Source organism: Herbihabitans rhizosphaerae, from assembly GCF_004216555.1.
GTDB classification, from domain to species: domain Bacteria; phylum Actinomycetota; class Actinomycetes; order Mycobacteriales; family Pseudonocardiaceae; genus Herbihabitans; species Herbihabitans rhizosphaerae.
In genome coordinates, this window is the sequence record NZ_SGWQ01000011.1 from 78785 (window position 1) to 103642 (window position 24858).

General features: G+C 70.5%; 9 protein-coding genes. 5 read left to right on the forward strand and 4 right to left on the reverse strand.

The genetic code is table 11. The features are described 5' to 3' along the window. Nucleotides 1-8: 8 nt before the first annotated feature. The 4 genes from EV193_RS26535 (at nt 9) to EV193_RS26550 (ending at nt 22199) form a co-directional block, all read left to right on the forward strand. Nucleotides 9-7676, forward strand: coding sequence for a type I polyketide synthase (locus EV193_RS26535; protein WP_165401517.1), 7668 nt, complete (start codon nt 9-11; stop codon nt 7674-7676). 20 nt (nt 7677-7696) lie between these two features. Continuing rightward, nucleotides 7697-18715, forward strand: coding sequence for a type I polyketide synthase (locus tag EV193_RS26540; protein ID WP_130347654.1), 11019 nt, complete (start codon nt 7697-7699; stop codon nt 18713-18715). A 126-nt stretch (nt 18716-18841) separates the two neighbouring features. Further along, a complete protein-coding gene (locus EV193_RS26545; RefSeq protein WP_130347655.1) occupies nt 18842-20248 on the forward strand; it encodes a glycoside hydrolase family 47 protein in 1407 nt (468 codons plus the stop codon). 52 nt (nt 20249-20300) lie between these two features. Then, complete coding sequence (locus EV193_RS26550; RefSeq protein WP_130347656.1) at nt 20301-22199, forward strand: hypothetical protein; 1899 nt, start codon at nt 20301-20303, stop codon at nt 22197-22199. An 11-nt stretch (nt 22200-22210) separates the two neighbouring features. Here the strand turns inward: EV193_RS26550 and EV193_RS26555 are convergent, their stop codons facing one another. Genes EV193_RS26555 through EV193_RS26570 form a run of 4 tightly spaced genes read right to left on the reverse strand, consistent with a single transcriptional unit; the run spans nt 22211 to nt 23649 of the window. Continuing rightward, a complete protein-coding gene (locus EV193_RS26555) occupies nt 22211-22492 on the reverse strand; it encodes a hypothetical protein (RefSeq protein WP_130347657.1) in 282 nt (93 codons plus the stop codon). A gap of 20 nt (nt 22493-22512) precedes the next feature. Then, complete coding sequence (locus EV193_RS26560) at nt 22513-22902, reverse strand: hypothetical protein (protein WP_130347658.1); 390 nt, start codon at nt 22900-22902, stop codon at nt 22513-22515. Beyond that, a complete protein-coding gene (locus EV193_RS26565) occupies nt 22892-23236 on the reverse strand; it encodes a hypothetical protein (protein WP_130347659.1) in 345 nt (114 codons plus the stop codon). Before EV193_RS26565 ends, EV193_RS26560 begins: the two co-directional genes overlap by 11 nt. Beyond that, nucleotides 23233-23649 carry a hypothetical protein gene (locus tag EV193_RS26570; RefSeq protein WP_207222812.1) on the reverse strand — a complete coding sequence of 139 codons (417 nt, stop codon included), beginning with the start codon at nt 23647-23649 and terminating at the stop codon, nt 23233-23235. Before EV193_RS26570 ends, EV193_RS26565 begins: the two co-directional genes overlap by 4 nt. A gap of 271 nt (nt 23650-23920) precedes the next feature. On the opposite strand from EV193_RS26570, the gene EV193_RS26575 reads away from it, so the two are divergent. Further along, the gene (locus tag EV193_RS26575) at nt 23921-24775 is read left to right on the forward strand and encodes a helix-turn-helix domain-containing protein (RefSeq protein WP_165401518.1); all 855 of its coding nucleotides are present in this window, start codon (nt 23921-23923) and stop codon (nt 24773-24775) included. The last annotated feature ends 83 nt before the right edge of the window (nt 24776-24858 follow it).

The window sequence follows — 24858 nt, forward strand, 5'->3', positions numbered from 1 at the left end:
TAGCACCGATGGCGAATGACGACAAACTCCGCGACTACCTGAAGCGTGCGACCGCCGACCTGCAGCAGACCAGGCGGCGGCTGCGCGAGGTGGAAGAACGTGACCGCGAGCCGATCGCGATCGTCGGAATGGGCTGCCGGTACCCGGGTGGGGTGACCACGCCGGAGGACCTGTGGGACCTCGTCGCGAACGGCGTGGACGCGATCTCGGACTTCCCGTCCGACCGCGGCTGGGACACCGACCGGATCTTCGACCCGGAGCCGGACCAGGAGGGCAAGACCTACACCCGGCGCGGCGGTTTCCTCGACGGGGCCGGGGAGTTCGACGCCGGGTTCTTCGGGATCAGCCCGCGCGAGGCGCAGCTCACCGACCCGCAGCAGCGGCTGCTGCTGGAGGTCTCGTGGGAGGCGTTCGAGCGCGCCGGTATCGACCCGGCGACCGTGAAGGGTTCGCCGACCGGTGTGTTCGCCGGCCTGATGTACCACGAGTACGAGGGCAACAGCCCGTCCGGCAGTCTCGTCTCCGGCCGGGTGGCGTACAGCTTCGGGCTGGAGGGCCCGGCGGTCACCGTCGACACCGCGTGCTCCTCGTCGCTGGTCGCGATGCACCTCGCGGTGCGGTCATTGCGATCGGGGGAGTGCACGCTGGCACTGGCCGGCGGTGTGGCCGTGATGTCCACGCCGGACATCTTCGTGGAGTTCAGCGCGCAGCGTGGGCTCGCTCCGGACGGACGGTGCAAGGCGTTCGGCGCCGGCGCGGACGGCGCCGGCTGGTCCGAGGGCGCCGGCATGCTGGTGCTGGAGCGGTTGTCCGACGCGAAGCGCAACGGCCACCCCATTTTCGCAATTGTGCGCGGCACGGCGGTGAATCAGGACGGCGCGTCCAACGGGCTCACCGCACCGAACGGCCCGTCGCAACGGCGGGTCATCCGCGCGGCGCTCACCGACGCCGGCCTCGAACCGTCCGACGTGGACGCGGTCGAGGCGCACGGCACCGGCACCTCGCTCGGCGATCCCATTGAGGCACAAGCACTTCTGGCCACCTACGGGCAGGACCGGGACGAGCCGCTGTGGCTCGGCTCGATCAAGTCCAACATCGGTCACCCGCAGTCGGCGGCCGGTGTCGCCGGTGTCATCAAGGTCGCGATGGCGTTGCGCAACGGCCTGCTGCCGAAGACGTTGCACGCCGACGAGCCGTCGCCGCACGTCGACTGGTCCGCCGGCAACGTTGCGCTGCTGACCGAGGAGCAGGCATGGCCGGAGCGTGACCGGCCACGTCGCGCCGCGGTGTCCTCGTTCGGGCTCAGTGGCACCAACGCGCACGTGATCATCGAGCAGCCGGAGCCGGCCGGGGAGCCGGCCGAGGGCGCCTGGCCGCAGGACGTGCCGGTGCCGCTGCTGGTGTCCGCGCGGGACGCGCAAGGCCTTGCCGCACAGGCGAAGCAGCTCGAATCGACTACCCACGCCGACCTCGCCGACCTGGGCTTCTCGCTGGCCACAACGCGATCGGCACTGGAGTACCGGGCGGCCGTGCTGGCCACCGACGCGGACTCGGCCGCACGCGGGCTGGCCGCGCTGGCCGCCGGTGACGCGGCACCTGGTGTCCTCAGTGGACGGACGGACGAAGGCCTGACCGCGTTCCTGTTCACCGGCCAGGGCGCGCAGCGCGCCGGTATGGGACGCGAGCTGAGCACGGCGTTCCCCGCCTACGCGACCGCGTTCGAGGAGATCTGTGCCGCGTTCGACGAGCACCTGGACCGTCCGCTGGCCGAGGTCATCGACGACGAACTCGTGCACCAGACGGCCTACACCCAGGCGGCGCTGTTCGCCGTGGAGGTGGCGCTGTTCCGCCTTGTCGAGTCGTGGGGCATCCGTCCGGACTACGTGATGGGTCACTCGATCGGCGAACTGGCGGCCGCCCACGTCTCCGGCGTGCTCACCCTCGCCGACGCGGCGAAGCTGGTGACCACCCGCGGCCGGTTGATGCAGTCGCTGCCGACCGGTGGCGCGATGATCGCCGTGCAGGCCAGCGAGGACGAGGTCACGCCGCTGCTCACCGACCGGGTGGGCATCGCGGGCATCAACGGGCCGCGGTCGCTGGTCGTGTCCGGTGACGAGGACGCGGCCGCCGCCGTCGGCGAGCACTTCGAGAAGCTGGGCCGCAAGGTCAAGCGGCTGCGGGTGAGCAACGCGTTCCACTCGCCGCGCATGGAGCCGATGCTCGAGGAGTTCCGCGACGTCGCACGCGAGGTCTCCTTCGGTGCACCGCAGATCCCGATCGTGTCCAACGTGACCGGTGTGCTGGCCACTCCCGAGGAGTTGGCGAGCCCCGACTACTGGGCGCGGCACGTGCGGCAGGCCGTGCGGTTCCACGACGGCGTGCGCACGTTGGCCGCCGAGGGTGTCACCCGATACCTGGAGCTTGGCCCGGACGGTGTGCTCACCAGCATGGCTCGCGAGTGCCTCGACGAGGACACCGCGGTGGTGATCCCGGCAGTCCGGCGGGACCGGCCGGAGCAGCAGGCGCTGATCGCGGCGATCGCGCAGGCACACGTCAGCGGCGTGCGGGTGGACTGGCCGTCGGTGTTCGCCGGCAGCGGCGCGCGGCGGATCGACCTGCCGACCTACGCGTTCCAGCGCACCCACTACTGGGCCGACGCGTCGTCGCAGACTTCGGTTGCCGCACAAGAGGATCCGGCCGACACCGCGTTCTGGGACGCTGTTGAGCAGCAGGACCTGGACGGCCTCGCGGCCAGCCTGCGGGTGCGCCCGGACGAGCTGGACGGCGTGGTGCCGGCGTTGTCCGCGTGGCGGCGGCGCCGGCGCGACGAGTCCACTGTGGACTCCTGGCGCTACAAGGTCACCTGGCGTCCGGTCGCCCCGCGCGGCGGTCAGCTCTCCGGTACCTGGATCGTCATCGGTGACGATCAGGTGATCGCCGAGACACTGGCCGAGCGGGGCGTCACCGTGGTGGCGATCGAGGCCGGCCTGGACCGGGCCGCGCTGGCCGAGCGGATCGCCGCCGTTGACTCGCCGGCTGGCGTGCTTTCCCTGCCGGGCAACGACTATCTGACCGCCGTGGTGCTCGCCCAGGCGCTCGCCGACACCGGTGTCACCGCGCCGCTGTGGCTGGCCACGCGCGACGCCGTGGCGGTCGCCGGCGAGACCGTCGACGCCGAGCAGTCCCCGATCTGGGGCCTGGGCACCGTGCTGGCGATCGACCAGCCGGACACCTGGGGCGGTCTCATCGACGTGTCCACAGTGGACTCGTCGACCGCCGCTCGGCTGGCCGACGTGCTCGCCTCGAACGTGGACGACCAGGTCGCGATTCGGGAGGCCGGCGTGTACGGCCGCCGCCTGGAGCGCGCTCCGCTGGCCGGCGCGCTCCCGAAGCGGCGCTGGAGTCCACAAGGGACGGTGCTGGTCACCGGTGGCACCGGCGGGGTCGGCTCGCACGTGGCGCGCTGGCTGGCCGACAACGGCGCCGAGCACCTGGTGCTCACCTCGCGCAGGGGCGCCGACGCGCCGGGTGTGGCCGAACTGGTCGAGGAGCTGGACACCCGGGTCACCGTCGTGGCATGTGATGTCGCCGACCGGGACGCGATCGCAACGTTGCTCGCCGAGCACCCGCCGAACGCCGTGTTCCACGCGGCCGGTGTGATGCACGCCGACGCCGCCCTGACCGACCTCACCGTCGAGGAGTACGCCGAGCGCGGCCGGGCCAAGATCGACGGCGCGCGCAACCTGGACGAGTTGCTGGGCGACACGCCGCTGGACGCGTTCGTGCTGTTCTCCTCGGGTGCGGCGGTGTGGGGTGCGGTGGCACAGGCCGCGTACGGCGGGGCCAACGCGTACCTCGACGGGCTGGCACACGCCCGCCGCGCCCGCGGGCTCGCCGCGACCTCGGTCGCGTGGAGCACCTGGGGTGGCGGCGGCATGGTCGATGCGGCCATGGACGCCGAGCTGCGTCGCTCCGGCGTGCCGGCCATGGACCCGAGGCTCGCGATCACCGCGCTCGGCCAGGCACTGGACGCCGGCGAGAGCCACCTGGTGGTCGCCGACATCGAATGGGCGCGCTTCGCGCCGACGTTCACCTTCGCGCGCCGCCGTCCGCTGCTGGACGCGCTGCCCGAGGCGGCCGAGTCGGCACAGGACAGTGCTGGCGAATCCGCTTTGGTGGCACGGCTTTCCGGCCTCCAGGAGGCGGAGCGCGAGCGGGTGCTGCTGGACATCGTGCGCACCAGGGTCGCGATGGTGCTCGGCTACGAGGGTGCGAGTGCGGTCGACCCGAGCCGGCCGTTCAAGGACCTCGGGTTCGACTCGGTGACCTCGGTGGACCTGCGCAACGGACTCACCGAGGCGACCGAGCTGCGGCTGCCGGCGACCATGGTGTTCGACTACCCGACGCCGAAGGCCATGGCCCGCTACCTGCTCGACGAGTTGGTGGACGGCTCCGACGCGCCGGTCGAGGCGAGCACCGTTGCGTCCACTGTGGACGACGACCCGATCGCGATCGTCGGCATGGCGTGCCGGTACCCGGGCGGCGTGCGTTCGCCGGAGGACCTGTGGAACCTGGTCGCGGGCGGCGTCGACGCGATCTCCGAGTTCCCAGCCGATCGCGGCTGGGACCTGGAGACCCTGCTGGACGACGACCCGGACAAGCCCGGCACCTGCTACGTGCGGCACGGCGGGTTCGTGCACGACGCCGACGAGTTCGACCCGGCGTTCTTCGGTATCTCGCCGCGCGAGGCGCTGGCCATGGATCCGCAGCAGCGGCTCATGCTGGAGACCTCCTGGGAGGCCGTCGAGCGGGCCGGAATCGACCCGAGTTCCCTTGCCGGACAACAGGTCGGGGTGTTCGCCGGTTCCGGCGGCCAGGACTACTGGGACCTGCTGGCCAACGCGCCGGAGGAGTCGGAGGCCTACCTCGGCACGGCGAGTGTGGCCGCGGTGATCTCCGGCCGGGTGTCCTACACCCTCGGGCTCACCGGTCCCTCGATGACCGTGGACACGGCGTGCTCGTCCTCGCTCGTGTCGTTGCACCTGGCCGCACAGTCGTTGCGCAACGGCGAGTGCTCGCTCGCGCTGGCCGGTGGCGTTCTGGTGATGTCGACGCCCGCGCCGTTCGTGGCGTTCAGCCGGCAGAAGGGTCTGGCACCGGACGGGCGATGCAAGTCGTTCGGCGCCGGCGCGGACGGTGCCGCGTGGTCCGAGGGCGCCGGCATGGTGCTCCTGGAGCGGTTGTCCGACGCGCGTCGCAACGGGCACCCCGTTCTCGCAATCGTGCGCGGGTCGGCGGTGAACCAGGACGGCGCGTCCAACGGGCTCACCGCTCCGAACGGTCCGTCGCAGCAGCGGGTGATCCGCGACGCGCTAGCTAACGCGGGGCTGGTGCCGTCGGACGTGGACGCGATCGAGGCACACGGCACCGGCACCACGCTTGGCGATCCCATTGAGGCACAAGCACTTCTGGCCACCTACGGTCAGGATCGCGCCGGCGAGCCGCTGTGGCTCGGCTCGATCAAGTCCAACATCGGCCACGCGCAGGCGGCGGCCGGCATCGCGGGCGTGATCAAGACGGTGGAGTCGGTGCGGCACGGTGTGCTGCCGCGAACGTTGCACGCCGACGAGGCGACGCCGCACGTCGACTGGGAGTCCGGCAACGTTGCGCTGCTGACCGAGCAACGCGAGTGGACGGACACCGGCCGGGCACGTCGTGCCGGCATCTCGTCGTTCGGCATCAGCGGCACCAACGCGCACGTGATCATCGAGCAGGCGCCGGCCGACGAGCCGGTGGACACCGAGCCGAGGCGCACCCCGGCGGTGACCCCGTGGCTGGTGTCCGGTCAGAGCGCGAAGGCCGTGCGCGCGCAGGCGGCCAACCTGCTGTCCACTGTGGACGGCGAGGATCCGGTGGACGTGGGCCACTCGCTGGCCACGACGCGGGCGTCGCTGGCGCACCGGGCGGTCGTGCTCGGCTCCGACGAGGAGGCGTTGCGCCGCGGGCTGGACGCGCTGGCCGAGGGGCTGCCGGCGTCGAACCTGGTCGAGGGCGTTGCCAGGGACGAGGGCGGTACGGCGTTCCTGTTCACCGGTCAGGGCGCGCAGCGGGCCGGCATGGGGCAGCAGCTGTACGCCGAGTTCCCGTTGTACGCCAAGGTGTTCGACGAGGTGTGCGCCGCGTTCGACGTGCACATCGGAACGCCGCTGCGTGAGGTGATCTTCAGCGATGAGGATCTCGTCCACCAGACGGAGTACACCCAGCCGGCGCTGTTCGCCGTCGAGGTGGCGCTTTACCGCCTTGTCGAGTCGTGGGGTGTGCGTCCGGATTACCTGATGGGTCACTCGATCGGCGAGCTGGTCGCCGCGCATGTGTCCGGCGTGCTCTCGCTGCCGGACGCGGCGGCACTGGTGTCCGCACGCGGCAAGCTCATGCAGGCGCTGCCCACCGGCGGCGCGATGATCTCGCTGCGCGCCACCGAGGACGAGGTCGCGCCGCTGCTCACCGACCGGGTCAGCATCGCCGGCATCAACGGCCCGGAGTCGATCGTGATCTCCGGTGACGAGGACGCCGCCGCCGCGATCGCCGAGCACTTCGAGAAGCTGGACCGCAAGGTCAAGCGGCTGCGGGTAAGCCACGCGTTCCACTCGCCGCGCATGGAGCCGATGCTGGAGGAGTTCCGCGCCGTCGCGGGATCGCTTTCCCTTGGTACGCCGAGCATCCCGATCGTCTCCAACGTGACGGGTGCGCTGGCCACCGCCGAGGAGCTGGCCTCGCCGGAGTACTGGGTGCGGCACGTCCGGCAGGCCGTCCGGTTCGCCGACGGCATCAGCGTGCTGGAGTCCGACGGCGTCACCCGGTTCCTCGAGTTGGGCCCGGACGGCGCGCTCACCGGTATGGCCCAGGAGTGCCTGACCAACCCGGACCGGGCGCGGCTCGCCGCAACGGTGCGCCGGGACCGGGACGAGATCGCAACGTTGCAGGCGGCGATCGCAACGTTGCACGTTGACGGTGTCGAGGTCGACTGGCGTGCCGTGTTCGGCGGCACCGGTGCGCGGCGGATCGACCTGCCCACCTACGCGTTCCAGCGCAGGCGGTTCTGGGTCGACGGCGTGCTCGCCGTCCAGCGTGCGCAGTCCACCGGGGGCTCGGCCGCGCTGGAGGAGCCGGAGGACACCGGTCCGTCGCTGGCCGAGCGGATCGCCGGGCTGCCCAAGGCCGAGCAGGAGCGAATCCTGTTGGACGTCGTCGGCGCCCAGGTGGCCGTCGCGCTCAGCTACGAGAGCGCCTCGGCGGTCGAGCCGGAGCGGGCGTTCAAGGATCTCGGCTTCGACTCGCTGACCGCGGTCGAGCTGCGCAACCGGCTGTCCGCCGCGGCCGGCGTGGCACTGCCGGCGACCATGATCTACGACTACCCGAATCCGGTGGCGCTGGCCGACCACCTGCGGGAAGCCTTGGCGGACAACGAGTCCAGCGGCGTTCTGTCCGAAGTGGACAAGCTGGAGGCCGCTGTGGCGAACCTGCGGAACGGGGAGCGGACCGCGGTCGCCGACCGGCTCCGCGCGCTGCTCGCCACGCTGACCGACGAGGACGGCGGTCAGGACATCACCGAACAGCTCGAGTCGGCATCCGCCGACGACGTGTTCGCCTTCATCGACAACGAGCTCGGCAACTAGCGGGACGAGAGGCCGTCAGAATGACGAACGAAGACAAGCTCCTCGGCTACCTCAAGAAGGTCACCGCCGAGTTGCACCAGACCAAGCAGCGGCTGCGCGAGGTCGAGCAGGGTGCCCAGGAGCCGATCGCGATCGTCGGGATGGGCTGCCGCTTCCCCGGCGGTGTGTCCACGCCGGAGGAGTACTGGCAGCTCGTCGAGGACGGCGTCGACGCGATCACCGAGTTCCCGACCGACCGCGGCTGGGACCTCGAGACGCTGTTCAGCGAGGACCCCGACCAGATCGGCACGAGTTACGTGCGCGAGGGCGGGTTCGTCTACGACATCGTGAACTTCGACCCCACGCTGTACGGGATCTCGCCGCGCGAGGCGCTGGCCATGGACCCGCAGCAGCGGCTCGCGCTGGACACCTCCTGGGAGGCGATCGAGCGCGCCGGCATCGACCCGCAGTCGCTGCGCGGCGAGCGGGTCGGCGTGTACGTCGGCAACGCGGGGCAGGACTACTGGGAGCTGCTGGCCAAGAACGCCGAGGAGAACGAGGCCTACATCCTCACCGGCAGCTCGGCCGCGGTGATCTCCGGGCGGGTGTCCTATCTGATGGGCCTGGAGGGCCCGGCGGTCACGGTCGACACCGCGTGCTCGTCCTCGCTGGTCACCGTGCACCTGGCGGCCAACGCGCTGCGCAACGGCGAGTGCGAGATGGCGCTCGCCGGCGGCGTGATGGTGATGTCCACGCCGGCGCCGTTCGTCGCGTTCAGCCGGCAGCGCGGGCTGTCCGTGGACGGGCGCAGCAAGTCGTTCTCCGCGCAGGCCGACGGTGCCGCGTGGTCCGAGGGCGGCGGCATGGTGCTGCTGGAGAAGCTGTCCGACGCGCGCCGCAACGGGCACCCGGTGCTCGCCGTGATCCGCGGCTCCGCGGTGAACCAGGACGGCGCGTCCAACGGACTCACTGCTCCGAACGGCCCGTCCCAGCGGCGGGTGATCAAGGCCGCGCTGGCCGACGCCGGGCTCACGGTGTCCGATGTGGACGCCGTGGAGGCGCACGGCACCGGCACCACGCTCGGCGACCCGATCGAGGCGCAGGCCGTGCTCGCCACCTACGGGCAGGACCGGCCGGCCGATCAGCCGCTGTGGCTGGGCTCGGTGAAGTCCAACATCGGGCACGGCCAGCCGGCGGCCGGTATCGCCGGTGTGATCAAGATGGCGCTGGCCGTCCACAATGGACGGTTGTCCAAGATCGTGCACCTGGACGAGCCGTCGCCGCACGTGGACTGGTCGGCCGGCAACGTGAACCTGCTGACCGAGGGCATCGACTGGCCGGACTACGGCCACCCGCGCCGGGCCGGCGTGTCCTCGTTCGGCATGAGCGGCACCAACGCGCACCTGATCATCGAGCAGGCACCCGAGCCGGAGACGGCCGAGGCCCCGATCGTGATCGAGTCGCGGCCGGCGGGCCCGGTGCCGTGGGTGCTGTCCGGTCGGAGTACCGGAGCGCTGCGCGGGCAGGCACAGCGGCTGCTGTCGCATGTGGACTCGTCCGATGTGGACATCGCGGACCTCGGATTCTCTTTGGCCACAACACGTTCCGCGTTCGAGAGCCGCGCGATGGTGGTCGGCTCGACGCGCGACGAGCTGGCCGAGGGGCTGCGCGGGATTGTCGAGGAGGACCCGAACCTGGGCACGGTGGTGTCCGGTGTCACCGACGTGCGCGGCAAGACCGTGTTCGTGTTCCCCGGCCAGGGCGCGCAGTGGATCGGCATGGCCGCCGAACTGCTGGACACCTCTCCGGTGTTCGCCGAGCGGATCGCCGAGTGCGAGGCCGCGCTGGACGAGTTCGTGGACTGGAAGCTCACCGCCGTGCTGCGCGACGAAGCCGGTGCCGCGTCGCTGGAGCGGGTCGACGTCGTCCAGCCCGTGTTGTGGGCGGTCATGGTGTCGCTGGCCGCGCTGTGGCGCGCGCACGGCATCAACCCGGACGCGGTGGTCGGCCACTCGCAGGGCGAGATCGCCGCGACCACCGTCTCCGGTGCGCTGTCGATCGAAGACGGCGCGCGCGTGGTCGCGTTGCGCAGCAAGGCGATCCGCGAGCAACTGGCCGGCAAGGGCGGCATGGTGTCCGTCGGGCTTCCGGTCGACGACGTGCACGCTCGACTGTCCAACTGGGACGGTCGGATCTCGGTGGCCGCGGTGAACGGCGCGCGCTCCGTGGTCGTCTCCGGCGACCCGGACGCGCTGGACGAGCTGGTCGACCAGCTCGTCGCCGAGGACATCCGCGCCAAGAAGATCCCGGTGGACTACGCCTCGCACTCCGCGCACGTGGAGGACCTGCGCGAGCGCTTGCTGGCCGACCTCGGCCCGATCACGCCGCGCGCCGGCGAGGTGCCGATGGTCTCCACGGTCACCGGCGACTGGACCGACGGCTCGATCGTGGACGCCGAGTACTGGTTCACCAACCTGCGCCAGACCGTGCGGTTCGAGACGGCCATTCGGGCGCTCGCGGTCGACCACGGCGCGTTCGTCGAGGTCAGCCCGCACCCCGTGGTGGCGATGGGCATCCAGGAAACCCTTGACACGCTTGACCGTTCGGCCGTCGTCACCGGGACGCTGCGCCGCGAGGAGGGCGGGCTGACCCGCTTCTACACCTCGGTCGGCGCGCTGCACGTGCGCGGGTTCAGTCCACAGTGGAGCGCGATCTTCGGTGACGCCCGGCGGGTGGACCTGCCGACCTACGCGTTCCAGAGCGAGCGGTACTGGCTGCCCAATCCGCCGGCCGCGGGCGACGCGTCCGGGCTCGGTCTGGCCGCCGCCGAGCACCCGCTGCTCGGTGCCGCGGTCATGCTGGCCGACTCCGACGGGGCACTGCTCACCGGCCGGCTGTCGGTGCGCACCCAACCGTGGCTGGCCGACCACGCCGTCGGCGAGCAGATCTTCTTCCCCGGCACCGGACACGTGGAGCTGGCCATCCGAGCCGGCGACCAGGTCGGCTGCGACGTGCTGGAGGAGCTGACCCTCACCGAGCCGCTGGTGCTGCCCGCGCGCGGCGGTGTTCGGGTCCAGGTCGTGGTCGGTGGCGCGGACGCCGCGGGCGCGCGCACCGTCGAGGTGTACTCGCGCGACGAGGAGTCGGCCGACGACCTGCCATGGACGCAACACGCCACCGGTGTGCTCACCTCCGGCGCAGCCCGGCCGACATTCGACTTGAGCCAGTGGCCGCCGTCGGACGCCGAAAGCGTTGACCTGGAAGGACTGTACGAGCGGCTGGCCGCCACCAGTCTGAACTATGGACCGGTGTTCCAAGGGCTGTCCCGCGTGTGGACACGGGACGACGAGGTGTTCGCCGAGATCGAGCTGCCCGAGTCGGCGACCAAGGACGCCGCCAGGTTCGGGCTGCACCCGGCGCTGCTGGACGCGACGTTGCACTCGCTGTCCTTCGCCAGCGACCAGGGCGACCACAGCGACGAGGCCGGCTCCGGGCGACTGCCGTTCGCGTGGCAGGGCGTGTCGTTGCACGCGGCGGGCGCATCGGTGTTGCGCGCCCGGCTGACCCCGGCCGGCGGCGGGTTCACCGTGCAGGTGGCCGACCCGTCCGGCGCACCGGTCGCGACCGTCGACTCGATCGCGTTCCGGCCCATGACCGGTGACGACGGCCAGCGGTCGGTGAGCCGGGATGCCTTGTTCCGCATGGGATGGACGGCCATCACGCCGTCCGCCGCCGACGTGTCCACAGTGGACTTCGAATCGCTCGGCGAGACACTGCCGGACATCGTGACGCTGACCGCCGGCGGTGGCACCGGACCGGTCGCCGCCCGGACCGAGACGCACCGGATCCTCGGCGCGTTGCAGACCTGGTTCGCAAATGTGGACAACGAAGACGCAACGTTGCTCGTCGCCACGCGCAACGCGATGTCGGTGGCCGGTGAGGACGTCACCGATCTGGCCGGCGCCGCCGTGTGGGGCTTGGTGCGCTCAGCGCAGTCGGAGAACCCGGACCGGATCGTGCTGGTGGACCTGGACGCCACCGCCGACCTGACCGCGCACCTGCCGGCGATCGCGGCGGCGGGGGAGGCACAGCTCGCGGTGCGCGACGGCGCGCTGTACGCCGCACGCCTTGGCCGGGCCGCGGGTCGCGCGGAGGACACGCCACCCGCGTTCGACGCCGAGGGCACCGTGCTGATCACCGGCGCGACCGGCACACTCGGCGGGCTGCTGGCCAAGCATCTCGTTGTCTCCCAAGGGGTTCGGCACCTGCTGCTCACCTCCCGGCGAGGCGCCGAGGCACCCGGGGTGTCCGAGCTGATCGCCGAACTGGAGGAACTGGGCGCGCGGGCCATCGTCGCCGCCTGCGACGTGTCCGACCGCGACGCACTGGCAGCGGTACTCGCCGAACATCCGGTGACCGCCGTGGTGCACGCGGCCGGTGTGCTCGACGACGGTGTCATCGGCTCGCTCACCCCGGAGCGGGTGGACGGCGTGATGAAGCCCAAGGTCGACGCCGCGTGGAACCTGCACGAGCTGACCAGCGACCTGACCGCGTTCGTGATGTTCTCCTCGGCCGCCGGTGTGCTCGGTGGTCCTGGTCAGGGCAACTACGCCGCGGCCAACACCTACCTCGACGGGCTCGCCGCGCACCGGCGCGCCAACGGTCTCGCCGCCCAGTCGGTGGCCTGGGGTCTGTGGGGCGCCGCGTCCGGCATGACCGGCGAGATGTCCGACGCGGACCGCAAGCGCCTGTCCCGCGGCGGCATGTACCCGCTGGCCACCGACGAGGGCATGGAGCTGTTCGACGCCTCGCAGGGTGCGGCCGACTCGCTGCTGATGGCGGTCAGGCTGGACATCAACGCGCTGCGCTCGCAGGGCGACTCGCTGCCCTCGGCGTTCCGGGGACTGGTCGGCCGGGTGTCCCGGCGGACCGCGGGCGGTGCCGCCGCCGGTGGTTCCGGGCTCGCCGAGCGGCTGGCCGGACTCGGTGACGCGGAGCGTCGCGAGCTGGTGCTCGGCATGGTGCGCAACCAGGTCGCCGCGTCCCTCGGGCACGGCTCCGGCGAGGCGATCGAGCCAGGAAAGTCCTTCCAGGACTTGGGTTTCGACTCGCTCAGCTCGGTCGACCTGCGCAACGAGCTGAGTGCCGCGACCGGCCTTCGGCTCCCGGCGACCATGGTGTTCGACTACCCGAACGCCAACGCGCTGACCGACTACCTGCTCGGCGAGGTGTCCGGGAAGGTGGACGACGCGCCGGTCGCCGTGGTCAGCACGTCGACCTCGGACGACCCGATCGTGATCGTCGGCATGAGCTGCCGGTTCCCCGGCGGCGTGCGCTCGCCGGAGGACCTGTGGCGGGTGCTGGTCGACGGTGTGGACGCGGTGTCGGAGTTCCCGGACGATCGCGGCTGGGACCTCGCCCGCATCTACGACCCGAACGGCACCGGGCCGGACACCAGCTACGTGCGCGAGGGCGGATTCCTTTACGACGCGACGGAGTTCGACGCCGGGTTCTTCGGGATCAGCCCGCGTGAGGCGCAGCTCACCGACCCGCAGCAGCGCGTGCTGCTGGAGTCGTCGTGGGAGGCGCTGGAGCGGGCCGGCATCGACCCGAACACGCTGCAGGGCTCGTCGACCGGCGTGTTCACCGGCGTGATGTACCACGACTATGTCAGCGGTGCGACCACCGGCAGCCAGGTGTCCGGTCGGGTGTCCTACACCTTCGGCCTGGAGGGGCCGGCGGTCACGGTGGACACGGCGTGCTCGTCCTCGTTGGTCGCGATGCACCTCGCCGCGCAATCGTTGCGATCGGGGGAGAGTTCGCTGGCACTGGCCGGTGGTGTGACCGTGATGGCCACGCCGGACATGTTCGTGGAGTTCAGCCACCAGCAGGCGCTGTCCCGCGACGGACGGTGCAAGTCGTTCTCCGCCGGAGCCGACGGCGCCGCGTGGTCCGAGGGCGTCGGAATGCTTGTTATGGAACGGCTGTCCGACGCGCGGCGCAACGGGCACCCCGTGCTCGCCGTGGTGCGGGGCTCGGCGGTGAACCAGGACGGCGCGTCCAACGGCTTCTCCGCGCCGAACGGCCCCTCACAGCGGCGCGTGATCAAGTCCGCGCTGGCCAACGCCGGGCTGCGACCGTCCGATGTGGACGCCGTCGAGGCGCACGGCACGGGCACCCCGCTGGGCGACCCGATCGAGGCACAAGCACTTCTGGCCACCTACGGGCAGGACCGGGACGAGCCGCTGTGGCTCGGCTCGATCAAGTCCAACCTCGGCCACCCGCAGGCGGCGGCCGGTGTGGCCGGCGTGATCAAGGTGATCCTGTCCCTGCACAACGGGCTGCTGCCCAAGACGGTGCACCTCGACGAGGCGTCCCCGCACGTGGACTGGGAGTCGGGCAACGTTCGCCTGCTGACCGAGACGGTGGCGTGGCCGCCCAACGGACACCCGCGCAGGGCCGGGGTGTCCTCGTTCGGCATGAGCGGCACCAACGCGCACGTGATCATCGAGCAGGCGCCGGATGTGAAGGACGACCCGGAGCCGGCCGACCCGGCACGGCTGCCCGTCGTGCCGTGGGCGCTGTCCGCCAAGACGCCGGAAGCCCTTGCCGCACAGGCGAAGCAGCTTCTGTCGCACGTGGACGGTGAGGTCGACGCGCACGACGTGGCGTTCTCGCTGGCCACCACGCGGGCGTCGTTCGACCACCGCGCCGTGGTGCTCGGCACGGACTCCGCGGCGTTGCGCCGCGGGTTGGAGCTACTCGCAGACGGCGCGTCCTCGCCGGACGTGGCGCGCGGGATCGCCAAGGGCGACGGCAAGACGGCGTTCCTGTTCACCGGGCAGGGCGCGCAGCGGGCCGGCATGGGACGCGAGCTGTACGAGGCGTTCCCGGTCTACGCCACGGCGTCCGACGACGTATGCGCCGCGTTCGACCAGCACCTGGACCGTCCGCTGGCCGAGGTGATCGGTGAGGACCTGGTGCACCAGACGGCGTACACCCAACCGGGTCTGTTCGCCGTGGAGGTGGCGCTGTTCCGCCTTGTCGAGTCCTGGGGCATCCGTCCGGACTACCTGGCCGGCCACTCGATCGGCGAGCTGGCCGCGGCGCACGTGTCCGGGGTGCTGACCCTGGCCGACGCGGCGACGCTGGTGTCCGCGCGCGGCAGGCTGATGCAGGCGTTGCCCGAGGGTGGCGCGATGATCGCGATCCAGGGGACCGAGGACGAGGTGTTGCCGCTGCTCACCGATCGGGTCAGCATCGCGGCGATCAACGGGCCGGACTCGGTGGTCGTCTCCGGTGATTCCGATGCCGCCGAACCGATCGCGGAGCACTTCGAGAACCTCGGCCGCAAGACCAAGCGGCTGACCGTCTCGCATGCCTTCCACTCGCCGCGCATGGAGCCGATGCTGGACGAGTTCCGGGCCGTCGCGGAGTCGCTTTCCTTTGGCACGCCGGACATTCCGGTCGTCTCCAACGTGACGGGCGAGCTTGCCGACGCCGAGGAGCTCGCCTCGCCGGAGTACTGGGTGCGGCACGTCCGGCAGGCCGTCCGGTTCGCCGACGGCGTGCGCACGCTGGAGGGACGCGGCGTCGCCCGGTTCGTCGAGCTGGGTCCGGACGGCGTGCTCACCGGCATGGCGCAGGGCACCGTGGCGCGCTCCGACCTGACCTTCGTCGCAACGTTGCGAAGAGATCGCGATGATGCGCGCACCGCCATGGGCGCGATCGCAACGTTGCACGCCGATGGCGTCGAGGTCGACTGGCGCGGCGTGTTCTCCGGCACCGGTGCGCGGCGGGTCGATCTGCCGACCTACGCGTTCCAGCGGCAGCGCTACTGGATGGACAACCAGTCCATCGGCGGCTCGGCCGCGTCGATCGGACTCGACCCGGCCGGCCATCCGCTGGTCGGCGCGGCCGTCGAGCTGCCCGACTCGGACGGCTACTTGTTCACCGCACGGCTGTCCACGCAGACCCAGCCGTGGCTGGCCGACCACGTGATCGGCGGACAGGTGCTGTTCCCCGGCACCGGGTTCGTGGAGCTGGCCGGGCTTGCCGGCGACGAGGTCGGCTGCGGCACGATCGAGGAGCTGACGCTGGAGGCGCCGCTGGTGCTGCCCGAGCACGGCGGTGTCCACATGCGACTGTCCGTCGGCGGGCCGGACGACAACGGTGCGCGGCGACTGGCCGTGCACTCGCGGGCGGAGAACGCGGCGGAATGGACGCGCAACGCCTCCGGTGTGCTCACGCCGGAGGACGGCGAGACACCGCCGGCGCTGACCGAATGGCCGCCCACCGGTGCGGAACCCGTTGACCTGGAAGGACTGTACGACCACCTGGCGGACGGCGGCCTTGACTACGGGCCGGTGTTCCAGGGTCTCGTCGCGGCGTGGCGTTCCGGCGACGAGGTGTACGCCGAGGTCGCTCCGGCCGCACCGTCCGATGTGGACTCATACGGCGTGCACCCGGCTGTGCTGGACGCGGCGCTGCACTCGATCGGTCTGAGCCCGGCGATCGGCGACGAGCCCGCACTGCCGTTCTCCTGGAGTGGCGTGCGGGTGCACGCCTCCGGAGCGTCGGCGCTGCGGGTGCGGGTGCGTCCGAACGGCACCAAGGCGGTGGCGCTGGACATCGCGGACGCAACCGGTGCTCCCGTCGCGACCGTGGACACGCTCGCCCTGCGCGCGGTCACGATCGCACCGGCCGGCGGCGACTCGCTGTACGCGGTGGACTGGACGGTCGTACCGACGCCGGACGGCGAGGTGCCGCACCAGGTTGTCGAGTCCACTGTGGACTCAACCGGCCCGGCGGCGGTGCGTGCGGAGACGCTTCGGATTCTCGGCGTGCTGCGGGACTGGCTCGCCGAGGAGCGGGACGAGAAGCTGGTCGTGGTGACCAGGGGAGCGGTCGCGCTGCCCGGCGAGGACGTCACCGACCTGGCCGGCGCGGCGGTGTGGGGCCTGGTGCGCTCCGCGCAGTCGGAGCACGAGAACCGGCTGGTGCTGGTCGACACCGATGACGCCGACGCGATCGCCGCGGCGGTCGCCAGCGGCGAGCAGCAGGTCGTGGTCCGTGACGGCGTGGCCCGCGCGCCTCGCCTGGTGCGAGCGGCGCCGACCGGCGAGACACCCGACGGGTACGGCGCCGGCACCGTGCTGATCACCGGCGGCACCGGCACGCTCGGCTGGATCGTGGCGCGGCATCTCGTTGCTTCCCAAGGGGTTCAGCACCTCGTGCTCACGTCGCGGCGAGGGCCCGACACACCTGGCATCGCCGAGCTGATCGAGGAGCTGGAAGCATCGGGCGCGTCGGTGACAGTCGCCGCCTGCGACGCGGCCGACCGCGACGCGCTGACCGGCGTGCTGGCCGCGATTCCGGCCGACCGTCCGCTGACTGGTGTGCTGCACGTCGCCGGGGTGACCGACGACGGCGCGATCACCTCGCTCACCGAGGAGCGACTGGAGAAGGTGCTGCGGCCGAAGGTGGACGCGGCGTGGAACCTGCACGAGATGGTCGGCGACGTGCCGCTCACGCTGTTCTCCTCGATCGCCGGCGTGCTCGGTGGCCCAGGGCAGGCCAACTACGCGGCGGCCAACTCCTACCTGGACGCGCTGGCCACGCACCGGCGCGCGGCCGGGCTGCCCGCCCAGTCGCTGGCCTGGGGCATGTGGGAGCAGCTGTCCGGACTGACCGGCGAGCTGTCCGACGCCGACATCGCCAGGCTCGCCAGGGGTGGGCTCGGCGCGCTGTCCACAGTGGACGCGCTGGCACAGCTCGACGCGGCGCCGGCCACCGGCGCACCGGTCCTGGTACCGGTGAACCTCAACCTGCGGGCGTCGGCCGAGGACGTGCACCCGATGCTCGCCGGGCTGGTGAAACCCAAGCGCCGCAACCAGAAGGCGGCCGCGGCGGCGGACCCGGACGCGCTGCGCAAGCGCCTGGCCGGGCTGTCCGGCGAGGACCGGGTGGACGCGGTGGTCGAGCTGGTGCGGTCGTTCAGCGCGACGGCACTGGGCCACAACGGTGCGGACGCGGTGGACCCGGACCGGGCCTTCCTCGAGTCCGGCTTCGACTCGCTGAGCGCGATGGAGCTGCGCAACAACCTGAACGAGGCCACCGGGTTGAAGCTGTCCGCCACCGTGGTGTTCGACCAGGACAACCCGCGTGACCTGGCCGCGTTTGTCGCGGACCAGATCACCGTCGAACCGTCCACGGCCGACGACGGTGGGGCTGGCGTGTCGTCGCCCGACTCGCTGTCGGCGCTGTTCCGGGCGGCGGCGCAGGTCGGCAAGGTCAAGGAGGGCTTCACGCTGCTCAAGGCGGTGGCCGACACCAGGCCCGAGTTCACCGGGCCGTCGGACCTCGCCGAGTTCCCTCGGCACGTCACGCTCGCGAACGGCGACGGCGGGCCGAAGCTGGTCTGCATGGCGTCCCCGATGGCGCTCGGCGGCGTGCAGCAGTACGCCAGGTTCGCCGCGAACTTCCGCGACGTGCGCGAGGTGAGCGTGCTGCCGGTGCTCGGGTTCGCCCGCGGCGAGGCGCTGCCCGCCTCGGTCCAGGCCGCGGTGAGCGTGTTCGCCGAAGGTGCGCTGCGTGCCGCGGACGGTGATCCGTTCGTGCTCGTGGGCTACTCCTCCGGCGGGATCTTCGCCAACGCGACCGCGAAGTACTTGGAGGACAACGGGAATCCGGCCGCGGGCATCGTGCTGCTGGACACCTACAAGCCGACGGCCACCAGCCTCGACGGGTTCTTCGAGCAGATGTTGCAGGGGCTGTTCGACCGGGAGGACGAGTTCGGCGAGTTCTCCAGCGCCCGGCTGTCCGCGATGGGCAGGTACAACCGGCTGCTCGACGAGTCCACTGTGGACGAGATCGCGGCGCCGATCCTGTTCGTCCGGCCGCAGGAGTCGATCGACGGGGCGAGCGAGGACGACTCGTGGCGCGCCACCTGGGACCTCCCGCACACGCTGCGCGAGGTGCCCGGTGATCACTTCACGCTCCTGGAGTCCAACGCCCCGGTCACCGCGGAGCTGATCAACACCTGGATGGAGGCTCTCTAGCACGCCGACAACGTTGTCAGGCCGGTCGGAGTGAGACTACTCCGACCGGCCTATTGTCACGCCCGAATGGTTCAGACAAGGTTGTCACGATCTGCGAACTCACCCCCTGCCATAGGAGTTTGCGAAATGCGTGCTGACCTTTCTCGTCGTGGTTTCATCGGCCTGCTCGGCGCCGCCGGCCTCACCGGCGTCGCCGCTCCCAACGCCCTCGCCCAGCCCCTCGCCGAACCCGGACACGGGCACTGGCGGCGGCTCGCGAACGAGGTGCGCAACGAGACGAAGTGGGCGTGGAAGCAGTACGTGGCCAAGGCGTTCGGCCACGACCAGATCAAACCGGTGAGCGGCGGCTACGAGGAGTTCTTCGTGCCGGGCCACCCGGTCGGGCTCACCGTCGTCGAGGCGCTGGACACCCTCTGGCTGATGGAGCTCGACGCCGAGTTCGAGCAGGGCCTCGCGTGGGTGAACAAGCACCTGAGCTTCGACATCGACGCGCCGTTCCAGGTGTTCGAGACGAACATCCGGATGCTGGGCGGTCTGCTGTCGGCCTATCACTGCGTGCCCGACCCACGGCTGCTCGAACTGGCGAATGATCTCGGCACCCGGTTGTTGCCGGCGTTCACGAAGTCGCCGAGTGGGGTGCCCTACCGGTACGCGAACCTGCGCACCGGAGCGGTGAGCCGGCCCGAGACCAACCTCGCCGAGACGGGCACCTACATCACCGAGTTCGGCACACTGAGCAAGCTGACCGGCGACAAGCGGTTCTACGACGCGGCCAAGCGCGCGTTCCAGGTGACCTTCGACAAGCGCTCCCCGCTCGACCTGCTGCCGTTCGCGGTGCACGCGGAAACCGGCGAGTTCACCAACCGGACGGCCACGGTTGGCCCGCCGGCGGACTCGTACTACGAGTACCTGTTCGACGGCTGGAAGCTGTTCGGCGACAAGGATCTCCGGTCCTGGTACGACACCCTGATCGCGGGAATCCTGGAGCACCAGGCGGAAACCGTCGGCGGGCACATGTGGTTCAAGCAGGTCGACGCGTTCACCGGGGCACTGGTCAGCCGCGAGCAGAGTGAGCTGGCGTCGTTCTTCTCCGGGCTGCTCGCCGAGGGCGGCGACGTCAAGAGCGGCCGCGCGTACCACGACTCGTGGAACGTGGTGCAGGACCGCTACGGCGTGCTGCCCGAGGGTATCGCCTACGACACGCTCGCGGCGATCAGCAAGGGGAATCAGCTTCGCCCCGAGTTCGCCGACGGCGCGTTCAGCCTGTGGCTGGAGACCGGCGACGAGCTGTACCGGCATCGCAACGCCACGCACTTCCGGCACATGGTGCGCACGTCGAAGGTGCGGTACGGCTACACGATCCTCGATGACGTGACCACGAATCCGGTCAAGCGGGGCGACTTCTGTCCGGGGTACTGGTGGTCGGAGCAGTTGAAGTACTACTACCTGATCTTCGGCAACGCGCGCAGGTTCGACTATCGGGATCACTACCTGTCCACCGAGGGAAACCTGTTCAAGGGAGCGATCCGCTAGGGAACGCCGCTCCCGGCCACGACGTCCGATCGTGGCCGGGAGGGGTACTCACATGACGAGCGTTCGACCGCGTAGGCGACTCCGAGCCGCGGGCCTGCTCGCGATCACGGTGATCACCGTGGCGCTGTGCGCACCATCGGCCCTCGCCAGCCAGCCGACCGCGCCGCCGGGAATCAGCCCCGCCGACTGGCGAAACCAGGCGATCTACCGCCAGATCTACTTCGCCGCCTATCCGGCGGCCTGGGGGAAGGTCGAGGTTCACCACGCGATCGAGCAGCAGGTGTTGAAGCGCTATCCGGGTTTGTACACCGAAGCCTGGATCAACGACCTTCCGAACCTTCGCGGCATTCCGCTGATCAAGGGCCAGGATGGCAACAACACGTTGCACCGGAGCCTGATCAGGCTCTGCTGGGACTATTTCTACGAATTGTTTCCCGGCGTCGATCCAAAGACCGGCGTCGATTCCGGAAAGCATCCGACGAAATACCACATCGAGGCATGGGCGCGTGCGCTGGACCTGATCTTCTCCAACGCGTTCTGGTCGCAGGAGGGGCGGGCGAACCCGGCGGTCGGGCATCTGCCGGACGCCGCGCGGATGAAGGCGACGATCGACGGCGCACTGGCGCTGGCGGCGGAGTACGGGAACGCCCAGCTCGTGGCGCAGAACCCGATGCTGAAGAAGATGCTCAAGGAGGCGTCGGTCTACCTCTGGGCGCACGTCCTGTTCGAGGACGCGCGCACCAAACTCGCTCCGGAGGAACGCCGCACGGTCGGCGACGGTTCGCAGACCAAGGCGATGCTGGCCCGGCAGAATCTGGGCGGCGTCGACTTCTCCTCGGTCGAACTGCGCTATCTGTCGGACCGGCCGTCCGGTGACGGCCGCAGCGTCGGCCTCTCCTATCGTGCCGGTTCGCTTCCGCTGGCGGGCGAGGGAATGGCGAACGGTCTTGCCGCGATGAAGGAATCGTCGGACGCGTTCTTCGTGTGGCTCTCGCTTCCGCCGTCGGCGTTCACGGTGAACCTGAATCCGGACGAGCCGAACCGAATCGTGGACGAGAAACTGGGGCAGACCGACGCCGGGCGCATTCTGCTCGAGGCTGACCTGGAGTTGAAGCGCACCGCGGGCCGGCTGATGATGCCGGACAATCCGGTCGGCGAGCGGTTCCAGGCGCGGCGCAGCCCGCAGTGCTTCACGTTGCGGCAGTGGATCGTGCCGGCGCCGGCGACCGTGCACGCCAACGGTGACGAGCTGTACATCGCGAACGCGCCGCTGGCGGTCAAGATGGAGCCGAGCCAGGTGAACACGCCGATGGCCGGCTCGTCCTGCCCACAGGCCAAGGCCGAGCTGACCCAGCGGGACGAGGCCGCGTTCACGGAGCTGATCCTGCCGCTGGTGGAGAAGACGGTGAACGAGGCGCCGGAGTACGCGCCGCTGCGGCGGGTGTACCTGAGCCGGGTGGCCGCGCAGTGGTACCGCGACCGCAGCCTCAGCACGCCGACGGCGTACGGCAACCTGATCGATTCCGGCACCATCGATCGCTGGAAGCTGGCCGGGCCGTGGAAGCCCACCGACACGTTCAACGCGTACGTGAAGTCCTTCACCGAAGGCGACATCAGGGTCACCCGCAACGGGCGCAGCTACGTCTTCGGTGGCGTGGATTTCACGAAAGTGCCTGTGCGCCAAGAGGTTCCGGCGAACTGGGCCGGCCTGTCGAAGACCATCGAGCAGTCGCGCCAGGACGCGACGGTCGACGGTGGCAGCGTGTGGCTCGGCACGCAGGAGAGCGCGCCGACCGGTGGTCTCGCGCCCGGCGGAGTCGCCGCACCCGAGCAGCTCGACGGCCTCACCCAGTGGTGGCGCTCCCGCCTGTCCGGCTGGATGATCATCGGCACGCTGGTGCTGCTGTTCGTCGCCGTCCGGCTCACCCGCCGCAAGCTGTCCAAGTCGTGACGGTCACGGCATCAGAAGTCGTCCGGTGCCGCTCCGAATCGGGGGTACAACGCGTTCAGGCGCTCGATCTCCAGGTTGTAGCGTTCGACCGCGGCCTGGTCGTCGCCTCCGCCGGCGGCCATGAACTCCTGGTAGGCGCGCCGCTGTGCCCGGTGGATCTCCTCTCTCATCCGGTAGCGGTACTCCATTCGCTCGAACCCGGCGACGAGGCCGGCGCGGATGTCCTCCGGCACGTCATTGAAGCGCCAGTTCGGGTACCGAGGGTCGGTCTCGCCCTCGGGTAAATCCTCCATCAGTGGGGTTCTCCCATCGGTCAGGCGTCGAGCCCGGAGTCGTCGAACCGGGGCAGCAGTGCGGCGTTGCGTTCGGATGTGCGCTTGAACTGCTCCAACGCGTCGGCGTTGTCCGGGCCGCCCGCGGCTGTCATGTCGTCGTACGCGCGGGCCTGTTCCGCCGCGATCCGCTGAGTCGTGCGCAGGCGGTAGGCCATCCGCGCGGCGTCCTGCTCGATCCACCGTGTCATGCCGTCGATGTCCGGAACATCGGCGGGGTCCACGCCGTCGGCCACCACGACGCTTTCCGGCTCGGCGAGCAACTCGCGGGCCTTCGCCATCGCCGCGGCGAACTTCTCGAAGCTGTCACCGAGATCGGCGTACGCGGCAGCGTGCACGCGGTGCCAGTCACCGACATCGTCATCGGTCATGATCGCCTCCCCTGTGGCCAGGCTGGCACAGGCGACGTGCTTGTGCCCACCTGTGCGAGTTTCTGCGCAAAGCGTGCGGGTCGAGCCACTTGTCTGGGTGCACCGGGATCACGTCGGCCACCGGCTGAGGGCCTTCGAGCACCCGCCTGCCGGCCAGTGTGTCGCGGACGATCAACACGCGCCTGCCCTCGACGCAGGTGCCGCGGTGCACGGAGATGAACCGGTCGCCGCGCACCCAGCGGAACGTGTGGCCGTACTCGTGCAGCAACGAGACGGGCTTGGCGGTATCCGGCCAGCTCAGTCCGTCCAACTTGGCGTAGTCGCGCGGGCTCACCGGCGGCGGAGTACCCGGCGTGCGACGGCCAGAACCTGTTGACACAGAACGGGTTCGCGTGCGGGGTGGGGCTCGGTCAGCCACATCGCCCGTCCGGTGCCGACGTGGCTCGGCGGCAGTGTCACCCGCCTCCAGCCGGTGACCATGGTGACGCCGGGAGGCGGCAGCACGTCGTCGGGCCGCGCGGCATACAGCGCCGTCACGAACGCGTGGCGCATCGGGCTCGTCGGCAGGCAGATGGTCGGACACGGCGTGCCGGCGCGGTGCAACTCGGAGTTGACCTCCGCGCCGAGCAGCGCGCCGATGATCACGACGGCGACAGGCCCGCGGGGACGCAGGTAGAGCGCGGTCGCGGTGTCCTCCACCTCCCACAGATAGGTTTCGCGGTACAGCTCGGCGTAGTCGGACAGCACGTCCCGCTCCGATTTGGTGCTGGAATCCGTTGGTGTGTAGGGAAACACGAGTGCTCCCGGGGGGTCGGAACGGCGCCGGCGGAACGCTGGAGAAGCTGCCGCCGGCGCCGCCCGTGCGACAGCGGTGCTGTCGCCGCTCGGATGGAATTGGCCTGTGCACAAAGTGTGCAACCTATCTCTAGATCTGCACAATTCACCGATTGGGTGATTGGCTGGACAGCGCTGTCTGCGGAGAATGTGCGGTATTCGCACAACAATTTCGGAGGAACGCATGGCCAAGCCACCGTCGGGCGTCAACAGCCGTGGAATCGGGCTCGAATTGCGGCGACTGCGCCGTGAGCACAGCGTGAGCCTGCAAGCGATGGGCAAGCAGCTCGGAGTGCATCACACCACCGTGAGCCGCATCGAGAACGGCCACCGCGAGCCGACGAGCGAGGAGGTCGCCGGGATCCTCGCGGTGCTCGGCGTGACCGGCGTGCGGCGGCAGCGGCTGATCAACCTGGCGCGCAACAAGGGCGTGCCGGAGTTGCTGGAGAGCAACACGCTGACCGAGCAGAGCTACAACTACCGCAACTTCGAGGACCGCGCGGTCAAGATCACCGATTTCGAGCTGAACCTCATACCCGGTCTCGCGCAGACGGCGGAGTACGCGCATGCCGTGATCTCCGCGATCCAGGTGGACGAGCACGAGGAGGACCGGAGCATCGATGAGCGGGTCGGGCTGCGCATGGCACGACAGGCGATCCTCGCGCGCAAACGTCCGCCTCGGCTGCACATTCTGATCACCGAGGCAGCGCTGCGTGCGCCGATGCCGGGCCCGAGGGCGATGGCCCGCCAGGTCCGGCACCTCGCCGACCTGTCCGAATCGGAGAGCATCGAGGTCAACGTCGTTCCGGCGACCGTCGTCGCACATCCCGGGCTGATGGGTCAGTTCGTGCTCCTGGACTTTGACAAGGACCCGACCATCGCGTTCATCGAGGACCGCACCACCGGCCTGTTTCTCGATGACCCGGACAAGGTCGCGCTCTATAAGCTGACCGTGGAGAAGCTGACAGACGTCGCGCTGGACGAGCCGGGCTCCCGCGAGCTGATGCGCTCGATCACGCGTGACCTGGAACGAGAGTGAGGTGGGCGCGTGCGTGCGTCGATCGACTTCCACACGGCCTGGCGTAAGAGCAGCTTCAGCGGCAATGACGCGAACTGTGTCGA

Excerpts from the sequence above, each read along its gene's own strand:
- EV193_RS26535 (WP_165401517.1), top strand. The coding sequence starts at position 9 with ATGGCGAATGACGACAAACTCCGCGACTACCTGAAGCGTGCGACCGCC.
- EV193_RS26540 (WP_130347654.1), top strand. The coding sequence starts at position 7,697 with ATGACGAACGAAGACAAGCTCCTCGGCTACCTCAAGAAGGTCACCGCC.
- EV193_RS26545 (WP_130347655.1), top strand. The coding sequence starts at position 18,842 with ATGCGTGCTGACCTTTCTCGTCGTGGTTTCATCGGCCTGCTCGGCGCC.
- EV193_RS26550 (WP_130347656.1), top strand. The coding sequence starts at position 20,301 with ATGACGAGCGTTCGACCGCGTAGGCGACTCCGAGCCGCGGGCCTGCTC.
- EV193_RS26555 (WP_130347657.1), bottom strand. The coding sequence starts at position 22,492 with ATGGAGGATTTACCCGAGGGCGAGACCGACCCTCGGTACCCGAACTGG.
- EV193_RS26560 (WP_130347658.1), bottom strand. The coding sequence starts at position 22,902 with ATGACCGATGACGATGTCGGTGACTGGCACCGCGTGCACGCTGCCGCG.
- EV193_RS26575 (WP_165401518.1), top strand. The coding sequence starts at position 23,921 with ATGGCCAAGCCACCGTCGGGCGTCAACAGCCGTGGAATCGGGCTCGAA.